The organism is Photorhabdus sp. RM323S (genome assembly GCF_042879375.1).
In the GTDB taxonomy this organism is placed as follows: domain Bacteria; phylum Pseudomonadota; class Gammaproteobacteria; order Enterobacterales; family Enterobacteriaceae; genus Photorhabdus; species Photorhabdus tasmaniensis.
Genome location: NZ_JBHFKZ010000070.1, coordinates 1 through 19585, shown reverse-complemented (window position 1 = coordinate 19585; position 19585 = coordinate 1). Strand labels below are relative to the sequence as shown.

General features: G+C 44.9%; 19 protein-coding genes, 2 tRNA genes and 1 pseudogene. 6 read left to right on the top strand and 16 right to left on the bottom strand.

What is annotated here, in order from left to right:
- The first annotated feature begins 531 nt into the window (after window positions 1-531).
- Entirely contained in the window at window positions 532-1899 is a 1368-nt protein-coding gene (locus ACGF7G_RS20295) for a pyridoxal-phosphate dependent enzyme (protein WP_387467921.1), read from the top strand.
- 21 nt (window positions 1900-1920) lie between these two features.
- Window positions 1921-3075, top strand: a complete 1155-nt coding sequence (locus ACGF7G_RS20290) for a trans-sulfuration enzyme family protein (RefSeq protein ID WP_387467919.1) — start codon at window positions 1921-1923, stop codon at window positions 3073-3075.
- A gap of 95 nt (window positions 3076-3170) precedes the next feature.
- On the opposite strand, the gene deoD is transcribed toward ACGF7G_RS20290, so the two are convergent.
- The 4 genes from deoD to deoC form a co-directional block, all read right to left on the bottom strand.
- Window positions 3171-3887: a purine-nucleoside phosphorylase gene (deoD, locus tag ACGF7G_RS20285; RefSeq protein WP_133816268.1), complete on the bottom strand. Its 717-nt coding sequence runs from the start codon at window positions 3885-3887 to the stop codon at window positions 3171-3173.
- Window positions 3888-3963: 76 nt separating this feature from the next.
- Window positions 3964-5187: a phosphopentomutase gene (gene deoB / locus ACGF7G_RS20280; RefSeq protein WP_387467917.1), complete on the bottom strand. Its 1224-nt coding sequence runs from the start codon at window positions 5185-5187 to the stop codon at window positions 3964-3966.
- 70 nt (window positions 5188-5257) lie between these two features.
- Entirely contained in the window at window positions 5258-6580 is a 1323-nt protein-coding gene (gene deoA, locus ACGF7G_RS20275; RefSeq protein WP_387467915.1) for a thymidine phosphorylase, read from the bottom strand.
- A gap of 73 nt (window positions 6581-6653) precedes the next feature.
- A complete protein-coding gene (gene deoC / locus ACGF7G_RS20270; RefSeq protein ID WP_387467913.1) occupies window positions 6654-7433 on the bottom strand; it encodes a deoxyribose-phosphate aldolase in 780 nt (259 codons plus the stop codon).
- Window positions 7434-7910: 477 nt separating this feature from the next.
- Here deoC and ACGF7G_RS20265 point away from each other — a divergent pair.
- Window positions 7911-8171, top strand: a pseudogene (locus ACGF7G_RS20265) (phage baseplate assembly protein V); the annotation flags it as partial.
- A 658-nt stretch (window positions 8172-8829) separates the two neighbouring features.
- Here the strand turns inward: ACGF7G_RS20265 and ACGF7G_RS20260 are convergent.
- The 10 genes from ACGF7G_RS20260 to ACGF7G_RS20215 all read right to left on the bottom strand — a co-directional run bounded on the left by ACGF7G_RS20260 (window position 8830) and on the right by ACGF7G_RS20215 (window position 16730).
- On the bottom strand, window positions 8830-9231 hold the full coding sequence (locus ACGF7G_RS20260; RefSeq protein ID WP_387467911.1) for a type II toxin-antitoxin system VapC family toxin: 402 nt from the start codon (window positions 9229-9231) through the stop codon (window positions 8830-8832).
- Window positions 9231-9476 carry a type II toxin-antitoxin system Phd/YefM family antitoxin gene (locus ACGF7G_RS20255; RefSeq protein WP_387467909.1) on the bottom strand — a complete coding sequence of 82 codons (246 nt, stop codon included), beginning with the start codon at window positions 9474-9476 and terminating at the stop codon, window positions 9231-9233. Before ACGF7G_RS20255 ends, ACGF7G_RS20260 begins: the two co-directional genes overlap by 1 nt.
- Before the next feature lie 120 nt (window positions 9477-9596).
- Window positions 9597-9755, bottom strand: coding sequence for a hypothetical protein (locus tag ACGF7G_RS20250; RefSeq protein WP_387467907.1), 159 nt, complete (start codon window positions 9753-9755; stop codon window positions 9597-9599).
- 120 nt (window positions 9756-9875) lie between these two features.
- Entirely contained in the window at window positions 9876-11144 is a 1269-nt protein-coding gene (locus ACGF7G_RS20245) for a NupC/NupG family nucleoside CNT transporter (protein ID WP_387467923.1), read from the bottom strand.
- A gap of 301 nt (window positions 11145-11445) precedes the next feature.
- Entirely contained in the window at window positions 11446-12219 is a 774-nt protein-coding gene (locus ACGF7G_RS20240) for a TatD family hydrolase (RefSeq protein ID WP_387467905.1), read from the bottom strand.
- A 4-nt stretch (window positions 12220-12223) separates the two neighbouring features.
- The gene (locus tag ACGF7G_RS20235; protein ID WP_387467903.1) at window positions 12224-13288 is read right to left on the bottom strand and encodes a patatin family protein; all 1065 of its coding nucleotides are present in this window, start codon (window positions 13286-13288) and stop codon (window positions 12224-12226) included.
- 181 nt (window positions 13289-13469) lie between these two features.
- The gene (locus ACGF7G_RS20230) at window positions 13470-13847 is read right to left on the bottom strand and encodes a BON domain-containing protein (RefSeq protein WP_387467901.1); all 378 of its coding nucleotides are present in this window, start codon (window positions 13845-13847) and stop codon (window positions 13470-13472) included.
- A gap of 308 nt (window positions 13848-14155) precedes the next feature.
- Window positions 14156-15745 carry a peptide chain release factor 3 gene (gene prfC, locus ACGF7G_RS20225; protein WP_133816282.1) on the bottom strand — a complete coding sequence of 530 codons (1590 nt, stop codon included), beginning with the start codon at window positions 15743-15745 and terminating at the stop codon, window positions 14156-14158.
- 156 nt (window positions 15746-15901) lie between these two features.
- On the bottom strand, window positions 15902-16348 hold the full coding sequence (gene rimI, locus ACGF7G_RS20220; protein WP_387467898.1) for a ribosomal protein S18-alanine N-acetyltransferase: 447 nt from the start codon (window positions 16346-16348) through the stop codon (window positions 15902-15904).
- Window positions 16317-16730: a DNA polymerase III subunit psi gene (locus tag ACGF7G_RS20215; protein ID WP_387467896.1), complete on the bottom strand. Its 414-nt coding sequence runs from the start codon at window positions 16728-16730 to the stop codon at window positions 16317-16319. Before ACGF7G_RS20215 ends, rimI begins: the two co-directional genes overlap by 32 nt.
- 138 nt (window positions 16731-16868) lie before the next feature.
- Here ACGF7G_RS20215 and rsmC point away from each other — a divergent pair, with 138 nt between their 5' ends.
- From rsmC to ACGF7G_RS20200, 3 genes are all read left to right on the top strand, one after another.
- Window positions 16869-17885: a 16S rRNA (guanine(1207)-N(2))-methyltransferase RsmC gene (gene rsmC / locus ACGF7G_RS20210; RefSeq protein ID WP_387467894.1), complete on the top strand. Its 1017-nt coding sequence runs from the start codon at window positions 16869-16871 to the stop codon at window positions 17883-17885.
- Between the two features lie 173 nt (window positions 17886-18058).
- Window positions 18059-18145, top strand: a tRNA-Leu gene (locus ACGF7G_RS20205).
- A 48-nt stretch (window positions 18146-18193) separates the two neighbouring features.
- Window positions 18194-18280 (top strand) — tRNA-Leu (locus ACGF7G_RS20200).
- Between the two features lie 57 nt (window positions 18281-18337).
- On the opposite strand, the gene ACGF7G_RS20195 is transcribed toward ACGF7G_RS20200, so the two are convergent.
- On the bottom strand, window positions 18338-18604 hold the full coding sequence (locus tag ACGF7G_RS20195) for a DUF1435 family protein (protein ID WP_387467892.1): 267 nt from the start codon (window positions 18602-18604) through the stop codon (window positions 18338-18340).
- 301 nt (window positions 18605-18905) lie between these two features.
- Window positions 18906-19585, bottom strand: a 680-nt coding sequence (locus ACGF7G_RS20190) for an IS630 family transposase (protein WP_387467890.1), incomplete at its 5' end; no start/stop codon positions are given.

The following is a 19585-nucleotide window of genomic DNA, read 5'->3' as shown; positions in this document are numbered from 1 at the left end:
GTTTTAATGCTTTTGTATTCGCGTTTTTAAATGATTATGACAGTTAACCTGTTATCGGAAGTCGTTTTTTTACTCGATGGATTTAATGGGTATAAAGTTTTAACCGTTGCTTTTATCCCTTTTAACACCTGATTTTTGTTAAGTTTAATCATCATCGGATATCGTGTTTTATGTTTAACGAACACGGATCATATTCACCTTTTATCTTTTCTGATGCTGTTAAATAACTGGCGAGAAAGCGCTTTAATATCCGTTTATTCGGGTGATATTATTTTACGTGCGATTTCTTTTCAACTTTGGATTAATGGTTAATGATTTTTCGATTAAATACAATTAACTCTCCTGATGAAAAGTTGCATTTATTGAGTTAGGTAAATCCACACTTCTAAACGTCTACACCTCTTTACATCCAAAATAAAATTAACATATGCCATTTGGCTATATATGGTTGTTATTCATTCTTTCAAAGAAACATATCTACAGAGTTATCCTTTATAACTATCTGAATATAACGGATTATCTGGAGATGATATGACCACATCACGCTCTGTTCTCGATATGATTGGCAATACCCCGTTGCTGGAGTTAACGCATCTGAATACCGGCCCGTGTCAATTATTTATTAAGTTGGAAAATCAAAACCCCGGGGGCTCGATTAAAGACCGCGTTGCACTTTCAATGATCGAGCAGGCGGAAAAGCAGGAGCTGCTTCAACCTGGTGGGACGATTGTCGAAGCCACTGCCGGCAATACCGGTATCGGGTTAGCCCTGGTCGCCTCCCTGAAAGGTTATAAGCTGATTCTGGTCGTTCCAGATAAGATGAGCCGGGAGAAGGTGTTTCACCTGCGTGCACTAGGTACCGATGTGCGTCTGACTCGTTCTGATGTCAGCAAAGGCCATCCAGAATATTATCAGGATTATGCCCTGCGTCTGGCTCAAGAGATTCCCGGCGCTTATTACATCGATCAGTTCAATAATCCGGCTAATTCAGCGGCTCACACCGCTACCACCGGCCCGGAAATCTGGCAGCAAATGGATCACCACGTTGATGCAGTGGTGATCGGTGTCGGTTCAGGCGGTACGCTGGGCGGTCTGAGCAATTATTTTGCTCAAGTTTCACCGGAAACCGAGTTTGTTCTGGCAGATCCGAACGGTTCTATCCTGGTGGACTATATCGAACACGGTAAATATGGCGAGGCCGGGAGCTGGCAAGTGGAAGGTATTGGCGAAGATTTTGTTCCTCCTCTCGGCGATTTCAGCCGGGTGCACCATGCATATCGTGTCAATGATGCAGAAGCTTTCTCCAGTGCGCGTGATCTACTGCTAAAGGAAGGTGTACTGGCCGGCTCTTCCAGTGGCACTTTACTGGCGGCCGCACTGCGTTACTGCCGATCGCAATCTACACCAAAACGCGTGGTTACACTGGCCTGTGACAGCGGAAATAAGTATCTGTCAAAGATGTTTAATGATTACTGGATGCTGGAACAAGGGTTCCAATCACGTGTGCTACAGCACGATCTGAGCGACTATATCACCTACCGTTATCAGGATGGCGCTACGGTTTTTGTGTCGCCGGAAGATACATTGAAAACCGCTCATACCCGAATGCGCCTATATGAGATTTCTCAGTTGCCAGTGCTGAGAGATGAACAAGTGACAGGCATTATTGATGAGTGGGATTTGATGCACACAGTGCAGGCTAATCCACACAATTTTACCCTGCCCGTTAGCCACGCAATGACTCATCAAGTGAAAACGCTGGATAAAAACGCTTCTTTGCAACAATTGATGGCAACTTTCGATGCCGGGCATGTGGCGCTGATCGTCGATAATGGCGGTTTCCTTGGGCTGGTGACTCGCACAGATGTGCTGAACGCATGGCGTCAGCAACTTAATTGATCTTTTTGCAGGAATAATTCTATGACCAAGTTTGATACCAAGACTGTTCACGCTGGCTATACACCCGATCATACCGGTGCGGTAATGCCAGCAATTTATGCAACTTCAACTTATGCCCAGTCAGCTCCCGGCCAGCACACTGGTTATGAATATTCCCGTAGTGGCAACCCGACGCGTGATGCGCTGGAAAGCGCTATCGCCGAACTGGAAAACGGTAACCGGGGGTATGCGTTCAGTTCAGGTCTGGCTGCCAGCTCCACGGTGCTGGAATTGCTGGATAAAGACAGCCATTTGGTAGCAGTAGATGATCTGTATGGTGGTACCTACCGACTGCTAGAAAAAGTACGTCGCCGTAGCGCGGGTTTGCGTGTCACTTATGTTGAGGCGCATGACATTATTGGCCTTGAAGCCGCAATTCGTCCCGAGACAAAAATGATCTGGGTGGAGACACCCACTAATCCACTGCTGAAACTGGCCGATCTGGCTGCTATCGCGCAAATAGCACAACAACACGGTATCATCAGCGTGGCAGATAATACTTTCGCCTCCCCGTATATTCAGCGCCCGCTTGATCTGGGATTTGATATCGTGGTGCACTCAGCAACCAAGTACCTTAATGGTCATTCCGATGTTATCGCAGGGCTGGCCGTCGTCGGCAAAGATGCAGACCTGGCCGAAAAGCTCGGTTTTCTGCAAAACTCGGTGGGTGGCGTGCTCGATCCATTTAGCAGTTTCCTGGTATTACGCGGAATGCGTACGCTTGCTCTGCGTATGCAGCGTCACATCAATAGTGCGGAAAAGATCGCACACTGGCTGGCGCAACAGCCGCAGATCGAAACTGTTTTTTATCCCGGTCTCCCTTCTCATCCTCAGCATGAGCTGGCAAAGCGCCAGATGAAGGGATTTGGCGGTATGATTTCCGTTCATTTAAAGGGTGATGATGATTATGCCCGTCGGCTGATTCAGGAGCTGAAATTATTTACACTGGCGGAAAGTCTGGGCGGAGTGGAAAGCCTGATAGGCCAACCATTTAGTATGACTCACGCTTCTATTCCGTTAGAAAAGCGTCTTGCTTCCGGGATTACACCACAGTTAGTGCGGATTTCAGTGGGTATAGAGGATGCGGAGGATCTCATCGCAGATTTGACTCAGGCATTAGAAAAAGCAGCTCAATAAAAGAGAGAAAAAGAGAAATGCCAGTCAATCGCTTAATTGACTGGCATTAGCTAAAAACCGTTCTTTATTATGCAACCGAAAATAAAGAGCAGGAGTTATTTATCACCCAACAGAACAGATTCCAGCGCGATTTCAATCATTTCATTGAACGTTGTCTGACGTTCTTCTGCAATAACGTGTTCACCTGTACGAATATGATCAGAAACGGTACAGATAGTCAGTGCTTTTGCGCCATATTCAGCAGCAACACTGTAGATACCCGCTGCTTCCATTTCTACACCCAAAATACCGTACTTTTCCATTACATCGTACATTTGTGTATCGGGTGTATAGAACAGTTCAATAGAGAAGATGTTGCCTACATGCGCTTTAATGTTTTTTGCTTTAGCGGCATCAACTGCATTACGGACCAGATCGAAATCAGCAATCGCGGCAAAGTCATGATCTTTAAAACGTATGCGGTTAACTTTGGAGTCAGTACAGGCACCCATGCCAATCACCACATCACGCAATTTAATGTCGTGACGTACCGAGCCACAGGAACCCACACGGATCAGGACTTTAACGCCAAAATCGGCGATCAGCTCTTTCGCATAGATAGAACAGGATGGAATACCCATACCGTGTCCCATCACAGAAATCGGGCGGCCTTTATAAGTCCCGGTGAAACCCAACATGCCGCGAACATTATTTACCTGCCGAACATCTTCCAGAAAAGTTTCAGCAATGTATTTTGCACGTAATGGATCACCCGGCATTAAAACAACATCTGCAAAATCACCCATCTCGGCATTAATATGAGGAGTGGCCATAATTAAGTTCCTTGTTTTTTATTTAATGATTATTTTAGTCAGCATATGACTGCCCGAAAGCAGCCAGTAATCAAATTCAAAACATAGATTTGCCGTATTCCATTGGCGACAGATCAAAATATTTAGCCACTGTCTGTCCAATATCAGCAAAAGTCTCACGGTGCCCCAGTGATCCGGGTTTCACTTTTTGCCCATAAATCAGCACCGGAATGTGTTCACGAGTATGGTCAGTACCAGGCCATGTTGGGTCACAACCGTGGTCTGCTGTCAGGATCAGGATGTCACCCTCTTGCACCAATTTCAGCATTTCAGGCAAACGGCGATCAAACAGTTCCAATGCAGCGGCATAACCCGGAACATCACGGCGATGACCGTAAGCAGAGTCGAAATCGACAAAGTTAGTGAAGACGATGGTGTTATCACCCGCTTTTTCCATCTCAACCAGAGTTGCATCAAACAGTGCGTCAATACCGGTCGCTTTCACTTTTTGCGTAATACCGACGTTTGCGTAAATATCCGCGATCTTGCCGATAGAAACAACTTCGCCATTTTTCTCATCAACCAATTTTTTCAGTATAGTTGGAGCCGGTGGCTCTACAGCCAGATCATGACGATTACCAGTACGCTCGAAATGACCTGCTTTCTCACCAACAAATGGGCGGGCAATCACGCGACCGATATTATAATCACCGTCAGTCAGCTCTTCACGGGCGATTTCGCACAGTTCATACAGGCGATCCAAACCGAAAGTCTCTTCGTGGCAAGCAATCTGGAATACCGAGTCAGCCGAGGTATAGAAAATCGGTTTACCGGTTTTCATATGCTCTTCACCCAGTTTATCCAGAATGACGGTACCGGAAGAGTGGCAGTTACCCAGATAACCCGGCAGGTTTGCGCGCGCGACCAGTTTATCCAACAATCCTTGTGGGAAGCTGTTTTCTTCATCTTTGAAGTAACCCCAGTCAAACAGAACCGGTACACCGGCAATTTCCCAGTGACCTGACGGTGTGTCTTTACCGGAAGAGAGTTCGCTGGCATAAGCGTAAGCACCGATAATGTCTGCGTCTTTATCCAAACCTACAGGGAAAGTTCCACAAGACTCCTCAGCCGCTTTACCCAAACCTAAACGGCTTAAGTTCGGCAAGTTCAGAACTCCTTTACGGCCAACATCGGCATCACCACGGGCACAGACTTCTGCAATGTGTCCCAGGGTGTTAGATCCTTTATCACCAAATTTTTCGGCATCTTCACTGGCACCAATGCCAAAAGAATCCAATACCATGATGAATGTACGTTTCATAATTTTCTCCTGCGTCAAGTCACGCTAACAATGCGGAAATGCCACCGTTATTTAATAATAAGTATGGTTATTACTCGCTGATTTGGCGATAAACCATTGGTGTGGCTGGTTTAGCTTCCATGCCCAGAACGATAGCTTTACGTACTGCCGCTGCCGCTTCCTGCCATTCGTTTTCATTGTTGGCATGAATAATAGCTAAAGGGGTATCTGCATTCACTTCTGAACCCAGAACAACGATATGACTCAGCCCCACACTGTAATTGATAAGATCTGTTGCCTTACGGCGTCCCCCACCAAGGGAAACCACAGACATTCCCAAAGCTCGGGTATCCATATCTGTGATAAATCCATGCTGTTCAGCCAATACCGGTTGGCTGAAAACAGCGGTTGGCAAATAACGGTCATAACGCTCAACGAAATCAACCGGGCCTTTTTGTGCAGCAACCATGCGACCAAAGATTTCTGCTGCTTTACCGTTATTTAATACAGACTGGAGTTTATTGCAGGCATCTTCACGGTCTGTTGCCAGATTACCGGATACCAGCATTTCAACACACAGTGCCATTGTAACTTCGAATAAACGTGGATTGCGATATTCACCCGTTAGAAAGCGAACGGCTTCACGAACTTCAAGTGCGTTACCTGCACTGGACGCCAGAACCTGATTCATATCCGTCAACAGCGCAGTCGTTTTGCAACCTGCGCCGTTTGCGACACTAACAATAGATTCCGCCAGTTGTTCCGATTCTTTATAAGTCGGCATAAACGCACCAGAGCCAACTTTGACATCCATTACCAATGCATCCAAACCCTCAGCCAGTTTTTTGCCGAGGATAGACGCGGTGATCAAGGGGATAGAATCCACCGTCGCGGTAATATCCCGAGTTGCATAGAAGCGTTTGTCTGCCGGCGCCAACGAATTGGTCTGGCCGATAATCGCGACACCAACGTCCTGAATAATGTTACGAAAGCGCTTGTCATCAGGAAAAATATCAAATCCTGGGATCGCTTCCAGTTTGTCCAGCGTACCACCGGTATGACCCAAACCACGGCCGGAGATCATCGGAACATAACCACCACAAGCCGCCACCATTGGGCCAAGCATCAGGGATGTGACGTCACCGACACCGCCGGTTGAATGTTTATCCACAACCGGGCCATGCAGATTTAAGCTTTGCCAGTTCAACACCGTACCGGAATCACGCATTGCCAGAGTCAGAGCCACCCGCTCTCCCATCACCATATCGTGAAAATAGATAGCCATCGCCAGCGCAGCAATCTGCCCTTCAGAAACGGTATTGTCACGCACCCCATTAATGAAAAAGCGGATCTCTTCTTCACTCAGTGGATGCCCATCACGCTTTTTACGGATAATTTCCTGTGCCAGAAACAAAGCATTCTCCTTATCATGATTAAAATCGGGAAAGGTTCAGCCATTACGCACCAACGGGTACGGTGTATGATTATCAGTAATTGCTGCTTTGTTTTTGCCCCTGATGACCCAGAGTGTTCAGCAAACTCCCCAGCAAGCTGGAAGCACCAAAACGGAAATGGCGGGCATCAACCCATTTATCACCCATAATGCGATCAGCCAATGCCAGATATTGTGCTGCTTCTTCCGCGGTACGCACGCCACCCGCCGGTTTGAAGCCAACGGTTTCACCCACTCCCATCTCATGAATAACCTTAATCATGATTTCAGCACTTGCCAGTGTGGCGTTAACCGGTACTTTGCCGGTGGACGTTTTGATAAAATCGGCACCGGCTTTAATTGAAATTTCAGCCGCTTTACGGATCAGCGATACTTCTTTCAGTTCACCTGTTTCGATAATGACTTTTAGCAAAACCCCCGCTTCCGCGCAGGCTTCTTTACAGGCTTTAACCATATCAAAACCAATTTTTTCATTACCGGCCATCAATGCGCGGTATGGGAAAACCACATCAACATCATCCGCACCATAAGCAATCGCCGCACGGGTTTCAGCTACAGCGATCTCAATATCGTCATTACCGTGTGGGAAGTTTGTCACTGTTGCAATACGGATTTCAGGGGTGCCCTGTTCACGCAGAACTTTACGCGCCAGAGGAATAAAACGCGGGTAGATACAGATAGCCGCCGTGTTACCCGCCGGGCTTTTCGCCTGATGACAAAGCGCCGTCACTTTTTCATCGGTATCATCATCATTTAGTGTCGTTAAATCCATCAAACTCAGCGCACGCTGCGCTGCTGCGGTTAAATCGGTCATAAAACTCTCCAACGTTATTATCGCGGCCGGCTTCACGCCGAAACCCCACATTTTCTTAAACGATTGTTTGTTGGCGAGCGGACTTGGTTCCTTGAAGACGTAGCAGTGGTATGCCCACGGCGACGGTTGAACTCCTTTTCACCGCACTATGCTCTCTTCGGCTTATGGTCCTTAATGCGAGCTTCGCCTTTATTCATACAATATTGGCATATTATTATTTGAACATTTAAACGTTCAAATAATCGTGCTAAACATCACACTAACACAATGTAATTTGCAAGATAATAATTTTATATGTGACATAAATCACATTGAAACAGGTTTGTCCTCTGATTTATCTGCAAATTGAGCCTTCTTACCAACAGATGATACACGATAAAAAATATAACTCACTCCCAGACAAAAATTTTGGATATGGAAACATGTTTTTTCATTATTAATTCAGCCTAGCTGTACTTTTTTCATTCAGCATCCAAATTCTTTTTTATGGCGGTTCCCCGTATCGGCCAGGAAGTGATCGTCTCCTATCTGAACGGCGATATTGATCGTCCGATTGTCACCGGCTGCACCTACAACGGCTTAAACCGGCCACCGCTGAATTTACCCGCCGAAAAAACCCGTACTACCTTTAAAACCCGGACTCATAAAGGGAAAGGTTTTAATGAATTGCGCTTTGAGGATGCAAAAGACCAAGAAGAGCTATTTATCCATGCTCAAAGAGATATGAAAAATCAAATTTTATCTGAACATACAGATTTGGTTTCCGAACACGAGTCTCTCCGTCACCGACTGAGAGCGGCTTATAATTATTTATTGGAATTAAACTTTCAAGAGCAAAATATGATCCAGTCTGATTTATATCTGGTGGCCTTTAATCCCGATTTTCAGTATGCCTCATCAATTAAATCGGCACTCGAATCCCCCGGTCAGAAGCCAGAGCAGCAATTTAAGGATTTTCTTCGTATTGCAAAAAACAAAATGAATAGGAGACGTTAATATGCCAACATACACTGAACCTTAAACATTAAGCCTCTCGAAAATACCCTCCAACTATATGTCTTTATTGGATTTTCTTTGAGGCAACTTCAACGCATTTCTGAAAAGATATTTTAGGGTCCAATCCAGATGGTGTTCTATTTCCGACCCGGCATGATGAATCATCGCGCCCAATATCGGTAACATTTGACGCAGGCAACCGACGGTACAGTGTTGGAATAGATACACCAAGGTTTTTGGCAACGTCCCTGGGAGAATAGAGATTTGAGGAATAATAAAACCCAAAACGCCGTCAAGCGGTCATTTTAAATAGCCAAAAATTAACCAGCCAATTTACATCGCTGATTGCCATTTTTAGCCGCCTCATTTACGATAGCCAAATGATCTATACTCATTTTGGCTATCTGTTAGGGATTACAATAATGTAATCTTTGACAAAATCTATCAACTTGCTATCACTAGTGATTAGTGGGATCTTGTTGTGTTTCGCCTGAGCGACAATCAATCGGTCAAACGGATCTTTATGTAAATTTTCCGGTAAATCACATACAACGAGCATATGATCGCTTTTAATGGGGATTTCAATCAATCCAGCTTCAAACAGTCCATCCCTGAACTGTTCGGGATCTACGGAAAAATTAGGCTTATTCAAATTGCTTTTAATGACCACTTCCCATATTGACGCGGCACTAAAACAAAGGGTTTTGTCGGTATCTTCCAGAAGAGCAACAACACCCGTTTTCAGTTTTTCCGGTTCATATGCCATAAACAGCAAGATATTGGTATCTAACAGCAATTCCATTAAGAGTATTTTCCTTCGAACATGTCAACAATTTCGGCTCTGTTCATATCGTCAAAATTGGTGGGAACACTACCTTTGCCTTTGAGGAAACCCAGTTTACGCTTAGGCTTCTCTTCTCTGTATGCGATGATTTTAACCAGTGCATGACCATTCTTGGCGATTATCACGGGTTCTCCAGTGCGAGTAACTTCCTGAACAATTTTGGATAGGTTAGTTTTCGCATCGTAGATGTTGATTTTTTCCATAACATTCCCTCTTGATATAGACACTTTCAATATATTTGCTTTCATTGGTCTAGTCAACTTGGTTAGGACAAATTATAGTTTGTAGTAGGTTATCTCAATATAATGTTTTCCCCGATCGTCTCAGTGTCGGCTGGATGCTTTACCAGCCCAGAGTGATTGATACATCCAATGACGTTGAAATTCAGTTAGTGGATCTGGGATTGCTACCATTAATGACTGAGATTTAATGGCAACGATATTATTTGCCAATGGTAAAACGATGGAGAACGCTAATGTCAAAAGCCGTTATCTTGCTGGGTGATATGACTGATCAGTTTCCCCAAGGAGATCGGATGAAGATAAAACCGGAAGGAAAATGGATTGCAGGCGGGATTATCCCGCCTGCATATTGCAACAAAGTTACAGCGCCAGGAAGAAACCCGCAATGGTTGCACTCATCAGGTTGGATAATGTACCTGCTATTACTGCTTTCATCCCCAGACGCGCAACATCCCCGCGACGACTTGGGGCCATACCGCCCAAACCACCCAACAGGATAGCGACAGAAGAGAGGTTAGCAAAGCCACACAGTGCAAAGGAGATGATGGCTTTGGTGTGACCTGACAGAACCTGTAAACCCGCAGCCGCAACCACATCATCCGATTGCAAATATGGGCCGAAGTTCATAAAGGCAACGAATTCGTTCACAACCAGCTTTTGACCGATAAAGGAACCGGCAACTGTTGCTTCATTCCACGGAACACCAATCAGGTAAGCAATAGGCGCACAAACCCAGCCCAGCACCAATTCAAGAGAAAGTTGTGGGTAATTCCACCAGCCGCCAACACCACTAAGAATACCGTTTACCAACGCAATCAAGGCAACAAATGCCAATAACATTGCCCCTACGTTCAATGCTAATTGCATCCCAGCAGCAGCACCAGAAGCGGCTGCATCAATGATGTTAGCAGGGCGATCCTCTTCCGCTACCAGTGACATGGCATCAGCTGTATCACGGGTACTTTCAGTTTCAGGTACTATCAGTTTAGCGAATAGCAGACCACCTGGAGCCGCCATAAAGGAAGCCGCAATCAGATATTCCAACGGTACGCCCATTGATGCATAACCGGCCAGTACAGAACCCGCAACCGATGCCAGGCCACCACACATAACGGCAAATAGTTCAGATTGGGTCATAGTGGCTATATAAGGACGAACAACCAGTGGCGCCTCAGTTTGGCCCACGAAAATATTCGCTGTGGCGGATAAAGATTCGGTACGTGAAGTGCCGAGAACTTTTTGCAGACCACCACCCAATATTTTGATAACGAGCTGCATAACACCGATGTAGTACAAAACAGCAATCAGTGAAGAGAAGAAAACGATAATAGGCAGTACACGCAAGGCGAAAACAAAACCACCACCACCACCAAACAGTTCAAACATTTTGGGGGAAACTAATCCACCAAAAATAAAATCCATTCCTTTCTGACCATACTGGATAACACTGGAAACTCCCTCAGACATACCCATTAATATTTTCTTGCCTGCGGGAACATAAAGTACAAAAGCACCGGTAGCAACCTGAATCAAAAAAGCACCAAGGACGGTACGAAGTTTAATAGCACGATAGTTACTGGAAAAAAGTACGGCGATCAAGATCAGCACTACCATCCCGACCAGGCTCATAAAGAGTTGCATTGGAAGAATCCCTGTTCACTTAATAATAAATTAAATATGTCAGTTAGAGTGTAAATGTTCACTGACACTGTTTCGGCGCTGATTATACTCAGTCATCGGAATGAACAAGCTATCTACATCACAAATACCCACCGAAAAAAGCAATGGAAAAGCGATAAATGTGATGTAAATCACATAAAATTGCGGAAATAATCGGCAATAAGATAATCTAACCATCGAGATGGCAAAATAACAAACAATTAAGGGATGATTATCAGGTAAGCGCAGTTAAAGTTTTATGATATACCACTCAACTATTCAACCCAAATAACTCAACACTGTTACTATAAAGCTGGGCGGCGATTTCGTCAGGAGATTCACGGCGAAGCTCACATAATGAAGCAAAAACCCCGGCAATTCTTTCCGGTCGGTTAGGTTGTCCCTGAAACCCAAAAAGTGGCATATCCGGTGCATCGGTTTCCAGCACAAGAGAAGTTAAAGGAAGTTCAGCAACTGCGCGACGGGTTTTCTGTGCTCTTTCATACGTAATGGTTCCCCCTACCCCGATGTTGTATCCCAAACGGATAAAAGCCTCTGCCTGAGATAAACTACCGGCGAATCCATGTATCACGCCAGTACGAGGAAGGTCGATTCTTCTCAGGATCGCAGCCAGTTGATCATGGCTTTTTCTGGAATGAAGTATGACGGGCAATTCACACTGTTTTGCCAGCCGCAATTGAGCGAGCAGTAATGCTTTCTGTTTTTCAAACTGAGGGTCAGCCATATAGAGATCAAGGCCAATCTCTCCGACAGCCACCCGCTTTTCACTTTTCTGTTTCAGTAATCGCTCCAAATCCGCAAGATGCGATTCCTGATGTTCATCGATATAAAGAGGATGTAAACCCAGCGCCGCATAAATCTCTGGATAAACACGAGCCAGTTCAAATACCCGTTGCAAATTTTTCCTGCTAACAGCAGGAATAATAATTTTATCCACACCATCCTGTGCCGCCCGTTGCAGACTCCGCTGTTCGTCATCACGAAACGGGGGAAAATCAAAATGGCAGTGGGTATCAATAAACATGAAACTATCCGTTATTCATCTGTTCTGGCGACTCTGCCAACGTAGTTAGCGATTGAACCAAAACGCTATTTTCTTCACTCCGGCGCAAAACATGACGGCCCAAACGATAATTTTTACGCTCCGCCATACCAAACTTATCACCAACAAATGCCTGACCAACCGTCGCCAGGAAATAGCGACCACAACGACGCCCAAGATGATAATCCTTATTCAGTGCCGACAAACGACTTCCTAATGCACTTGCAGTTAATGGCGCAGGCGGATAGATTTCAAAAATCTGTACATTATCAGGTGGATTCTCAATAAATTTCTGTGTGCGGTAATAGCTTTTCGCATGTTGCTGTAACATCCGTACCATCTTTTGCAGGCTGCTATCCCCCAACCAGCGTTCCATCCGTTTCATCCAATCAGGCGTGTAATAGAGCTGCGAAGGAACAGTGCGGATCACCACTATCGTATCAGCACCACGGCGATACGCCTCTTCCACAGGAATAGCGTCACTGATACCACCATCATAATAAACGACATCATCAATCGTCACACCATTACGATAAAGCCCAGGAATGGCACTTGATGCCTTAATCACTTCCAGCCAATTCTTCCCGTCAGGATGAAAATAGGTTGGTTCAAAATTATCTGAACGACACGCGCACATATAAAATTCACATCCGGCGTCAAATTTACGTAAAGCGGCGGGGATATCCAATGGAAGTTCCTGAAAAACGGTCTGCAAAAACCAGTCTAAATCAACTAAATGACCACCACGAACAAAACGCAGAGGGTTAAAGAAATCAGGTCTGGTCGTATAACGGCTGATAGCCCGCCGAGCATATCCACGCTGCCCGCAAATATAGGCCGAAAGGTTCTGAGCACCCGCCGAAGTACCAAGCAATAGATCAAACGGGTTAAATTCAACACGCATAAATTCATCCAGTACACCCGCAGTAAAAATGCCACGCTGTCCCCCACCCTCACAAACAAGTGCAACCTTTCCAGATTTAATATGCGATTTATATTTATGGGATAATAGATCAATATTTCCCAAAGTTATCGGTATACGTTTCCCCACACAGTCCCCCAAGAAAATAAATGACGGATAGAGAGCATAACTTGAGAAGTTATTATCCGTCATTATATTATGGTGCTACGTAGTCAATATTTTGATAAAAACCCCTGGTGAGGGCACATATCCGATTAGTACAAAACAAAATTATTTGAATGGAAAACAACCACCAAATTAGAAAAACATATTATTTTTTTATGGTCAGACCGTTTTGAATAGATTTGACCCCTTTCACTTGAGAGATAACATCCAACACTTTTCTGGATTGCTGCTCGCTTTTCACAAAACCAGAAATATAAACAACGCCTTTTTCTGTTTTTACCGCGATACCGGTGCTGTTGATACCTTTTTCCGCCAACAACTCACTTTTGATTTTCGCTGTGATAGCACTATCATCCATGTAACCATCGACGCTTTTCATGGAGTCATCGATTTTCTGACCAGCACTGTCAAGTGCTTGTGTCGCTTTATTTTTAAAAGACTCTTCCGCCAGCACACTACTGCTGACCAGGGCTGTACCCAAAACAACAGCCATCAATGTGTAAGTCAATTTAACATTCTTCATCTTATACCTTCCTTTTTGTCGGTTAGATTTCTGAATCTATAAAGCCATGCAAACTGTCTTTGCATAAAGACATCTAAACAAAACCACAATCCGCATTAGAATTAAAAATAGCTTATTGCCTCCAATAACTAAGTTAAATTGGAAAATAAAAACATCAATACAGCGAAAGACGAAGAAATAATAACAGGAAAATTAAGCAAAGCGCTATAAAATAAGACCAATCTTACCGACTAAAATTATAAATTATTCTTGTGTTACATATATTTTTGTAAAGAAAAAGGCTAACCTATTGTTAGCCTTATAAAATATTAATGTTCCCGTGTCTTGCGGAAATTGACGTCAGGATAACGTTCACGGGTCAGATTCAGGTTAACCATAGTGGGTGCAATATAAGTCAGATTTTCACCCCCATCGAGCGCCAGGTTTTGTTCATTCTTACGCTTAAACTCTTCCAGTTTTTTTGCGTCATGGCACTCAACCCAACGAGCCGTTGAAACGTTTACCGGTTCATATAAGGCTTCAACGTTGTATTCACTTTTCAAACGGGCAACAACCACATCAAACTGGAGAATACCTACCGCTCCCACAATCAAATCGTTATTTACCAGTGGACGGAATACCTGTACCGCGCCTTCCTCAGAGAGTTGAACCAATCCTTTCAGCAGCTGTTTCTGTTTCAGGGGATCGCGCAGGCGGATACGACGGAATAATTCCGGAGCAAAGTTAGGAATACCGGTAAATTTCAGATCTTCCCCTTGAGTAAAGGTATCACCAATCTGGATTGTGCCGTGGTTATGCAGACCGATAATATCTCCTGGGTAGGCATGATCCACATGAGAGCGATCACCCGCCATAAATGTCAGCGCATCAGAAATCACCACATCTTTCTTGGTTCTTACCTGACGCAGCTTCATGCCTTTTTCATATTTACCTGACACCACACGCATGAAAGCCACGCGGTCACGGTGTTTAGGGTCCATATTGGCTTGGATCTTAAAGATAAATCCGGTGAATTTATCTTCCTGAGCGGAGACTTCCCGCGCATCGGTCTGACGAGGCATCGGCGCAGGCGCCCATTTAACCAAACCATCTAGCATATGGTTAACACCGAAGTTACCCAACGCGGTACCGAAAAATACCGGCGTCAGTTCACCTTGCAAAAATGCCTGATGATCAAATTCATGGGAAGCCCCCTGAACCAGTTCCAGTTCCTGACGCAATTGTTCAGCCAGATCTTCACCAATCGCCACATCCAGCTCAGGGTTATTCAGCCCCTTGATAGCACGAACTTCCTGAATAGTATGACCCTTTCCGGTCTGATACAGATAAGTTTCATCAAGATAGAGGTGATAAACCCCTTTGAAATATTTACCACAGCCAATCGGCCAGGTAATTGGAGAACAAGCGATATTCAACTCATTTTCCACTTCATCCATCAGTTCCATTGGATCACGGATATCGCGATCAAGCTTGTTCATGAACGTCAGAATTGGAGTATCGCGCAGACGGGTCACTTCCATCAGTTTACGTGTACGATCTTCAACCCCTTTAGCGGCATCAATGACCATCAAACAACAGTCAACAGCCGTCAATGTACGGTAAGTATCTTCGGAGAAGTCTTCATGCCCCGGCGTATCAAGCAGGTTAACCAAACAATCGCTATAAGGAAACTGCATCACAGACGTGGTAATGGAGATACCGCGTTGCTTTTCCATTTCCATCCAGTCAGATTTAGCGTGCTGATTTGAACCACGGCCTTTTACCGTACCGGCTTTCTGAATCGCCTGTCCGAACAGCAACACTTTTTCAGTAATAGTTGTTTTCCCTGCGTCAGGGTGAGAAATGATCGCAAAAGTTCGCCGTTTAGCGACTTCCGGCTGAAAAGGGGAATTTGACATCAATAACAATCTTCTGCTTTGTAAACGGGCTTGTACTCAACATTAGACGCTTCCCCGCAAGGAAAACAGCTGCCAAACCCGTGGGTGAATGAAAAATTGGCGCTCATTTTCGCTGAAATTGGTGCTATAAACAATCAATCAATTTTATCGCACTTATTACGCAAATAACGGCAACGCCATGATGATGGCATCTTCTTTACCTGTCACAGTAGGATAGTAATTCTTACGGACAGTCACTTGATTAAAGCCTGACTGCTCATACAACCTGATAGCAGAGCAATTCGATTGTCTTACTTCAAGCCATAAAGTATTAATTCCCTTCCCCGACAAAATGGTTATTAAATACTCCAGTAGCGCTTTACCGTAGCCTTGACCTTGATAGTCGGGATGAACAGCAATATTAAACAAGGTGGCTTCATCTAATATCAATTGGGTTACAGCAAAACCAATAAGCTGTTCATTAATCACTATTTTATAATTCAGATACCGTTCGCCCTGATTACTGAAAAATGTTTTTTCACTCCACGGAAACGCATGACTGGCTTTCTCAACCAGAAAAGCGGACGAGAAATCAGCGGGGGTTAATAGAGAAATGTTGTTCATGTTGCGAAATCTGCCGCCAAAGGGAACGTTTTGCCTTCCCGTCACAATATAAATCATTTAATGCAGGGCTTCTCAAAGAAATTCCCTGCCATGATAGTGTAATATCCACCCCCAACAGCCAACATGGGCATTGAACCTGTTCCGGTAACATCGCAATATTATCCGATGTAATGCAGTAAACAGAGGATTTATCCAGTCCCATAGCTGTGAAAATATCTATTAATAATGAATTAGTTAAATCAATTTGGTCATTAGTAATAATCAGCAGACGGGTGGTATCGGGTAAGTGAACGGCTAACTCACCTTGCAAAACCGCTGGGTTACGCAAGCCCCATTGGGTAATTCCCAATTGAGCTAATAACCTGTCGCGCCGGGTTACCATATTTATTCACCTGCTGTAAAAAATAATCAGTAATATGTTATCAGAGGCCACTACCTGCGCCAATATTGGGCTGTAGATTTACCCATCCCTGATACTTGGCACAAAACATAAAACAGAACACAAAGGAGCTATAGACAAATGTCTGCGTTAACCCCCGCCAGCGAAGTTATTTTGCGTCACAGTGAACAATTTGGTTCTCATCACCTGCTGCTCGCCGGTGATATCCAAGACACACTGGCAACCCAAATTGATGCTACCAGTGTGCGAGTACACACTAACCAGTATCATCACTGGCAATCACTGATCCGTACTCTGGGCGATAATGCCTTGTTTGGTTTGGTAGCAGAAAAGGGATTTACCCAGAGTTGTGACACACTGATCTACTACTGGCCCAAGAGTAAGCAGGAAGCTCGCTTTCAGTTACGCAGCCTGTTTTCTGTTCTGCCAAAAGATATTGATATTTTCGTTGTCGGTGAAAACCGTAGCGGAGTACGCAGTGTAGACAAACTGATGGAAGGAATGGCAACTTTCCGGAAAATCGACAGTGCCCGCCGTTGCAGCCTGTTCTATGGCCGGCTGGAACATGAAGTGCTGTTTGATCAGGAAAATTGGTGGAACAGTTATCAGGTGGAAAACGTTACGGTGAATACTTTGCCGGGGATATTCAGCCAGGATGGACTGGATGTTGGTAGCCGTTTATTACTCTCCACTTTTGACAAACCTCTCTCTGGCAACTTACTGGATATCGCATGTGGTGCTGGTGTTCTGGCTGCCGTACTGGGTAAGAAAAACCCTGAGTTAGCGCTCACTCTCAGTGATGTCAATGCAGCGGCTATCGCTTCCAGTAAAGCGACGTTAAAAGCCAATAAGCTGAAAGGTCATGTTGTAGTCAGTAACGTTTATTCCAACATTGAAGATAAATTCAACTGGATTATCTCCAATCCCCCCTTCCATGACGGGCTGAAAACCAATCTACAAGCAGCGGATGACCTGATCCGCCAAGCGCCTAACTACCTTAAACCCGGAGGCAAACTACGGATTGTCGCCAACGCTTTCCTGCCTTATCCCGATTTACTGGATAAAACTTTTGGCAATCATGAAATCATTGCTCAAACGGGTAAATTTAAAGTTTACCAGGCAACGAAAAAATTCTGATTTGTTCAGCCTGCCCCTGGCCCACGGACAGGCTGTTTTAACAAAATCGTAAGGAGTGATGATTTTTACGGCAATCATGCGACGCTGTAATAAATAATGATTGACGCAGGCTGCAAAACCTCTAGAATTCGCCCCCATGCTATCAAGCGACTGGCTGGATAGTGTCTGAATTTGCGAGGGTGGCGGAATTGGTAGACGCGCTAGCTTCAGGTGTTAGTGTCCTTTCGGACGTGGGGGTTCAAGTCCCCCCCTTCGCACCAAATCAGACAACCGCTGATTAAATTCGGCAACAAGAAATGACAGTACCTGCGAGGGTGGCGGAATTGGTAGACGCGCTAGCTTCAGGTGTTAGTGTCCTTACGGACGTGAGGGTTCAAGTCCCTCCTTTCGCACCAATCTGTTCATTTTCCGCATCAATCCTCCTCCGCACCCGTTTTTTCTTCAATAAAACATCAAAAACAGCCAAACCGATGTACCCCAGCTAATAAGACACACAACACAGCAAACCCCGATGGAATTAACAGAAAATGGCGTGACTTCTGGTTCAGCAACATAAATAAAGTCAGCAGCATTGCGACGACAACCCCAATTTTAAGCTGCTCAACCCCAGGATTGACGATGACGAATAGCATTCCGGCCAGACTGGATAACCCCATTCCCCACAAACTGGTGATACCCTGCCAGAAAAACGATCTTTCTCTATCTTTAACCCTGATCATAACTTGCACCAAATCAAATGATAATGATTACCAATATCATATATGAAAAAGTGTCAAGTACAAGCCAGTTGCAATCACGAGATAAGGGGATTACTCAGCATGGCAGACAAGATCACTTAATACAGCTAATCACTCTTTCCCTTAAATTCAACTTTGGGTACTCCAATCGGCTATGCGTAAGACCAGCTCTTATCATCATTTGTAAATAGCCCAATGCGACTGCTGAAGGGTCAATTACTTGGATTGGCGTTCCTATTGCTTCCATTTCTTTAGATATTAACCCGGCAGGAAAATACATCGACTAAGCCGCATACTTGATAAACCTCGAATTGAAATAACTGATGACGCGTTTTGGTTGGCGTTGTAACTTGCGCATACAAGAACGAGTTCGTTTTTTGATCTCTTCGACACTACGCATTGCTGGCCTGCTGTGTATCATCCCTTTGACATCACAGTTCAGATATTCATCTGGATTCAGTTCCGGTGAATAAGCCGGAAGATAAAACACCTCCAGACGACGTTTCACTGAGGGCTGCTCCAGCCAATCTTTCACTTTTTTGGCATGGTGAATCCGCAGGTTATCCAGAATTAAAAAGCTTTTGCCTGGACAGGATGTCATCAACGCCCGCATAAATTTGAGCAGGGTATCTGCCGTCATATTGGATTCATACAGCATAAAGCGGACGGTTCCCTGATTAGAAATGGCGGAAATCATATTCAGGGTATGCCGCCTGACGGGGATAGGCTGAGTCGGTGTTTTCCCTCTGGGCGCATAACACCGGCCATGTTGCTCGGTATTTCGGATACCGGTTTCATCGCCCCAATAGATTTGGGCCTGTTCTTTTTTGGCGCGTTCCTGGATCTGGGGATATTCTTCGTTCAGCCACGTTTGTACACGAGCCGGGTTCTGCTCCCACGCCTTCTTCAACGGCTTTTGCGGCGTAAATCCCCATCGTTTGAGGTAATCACCGAGTGTTCGAA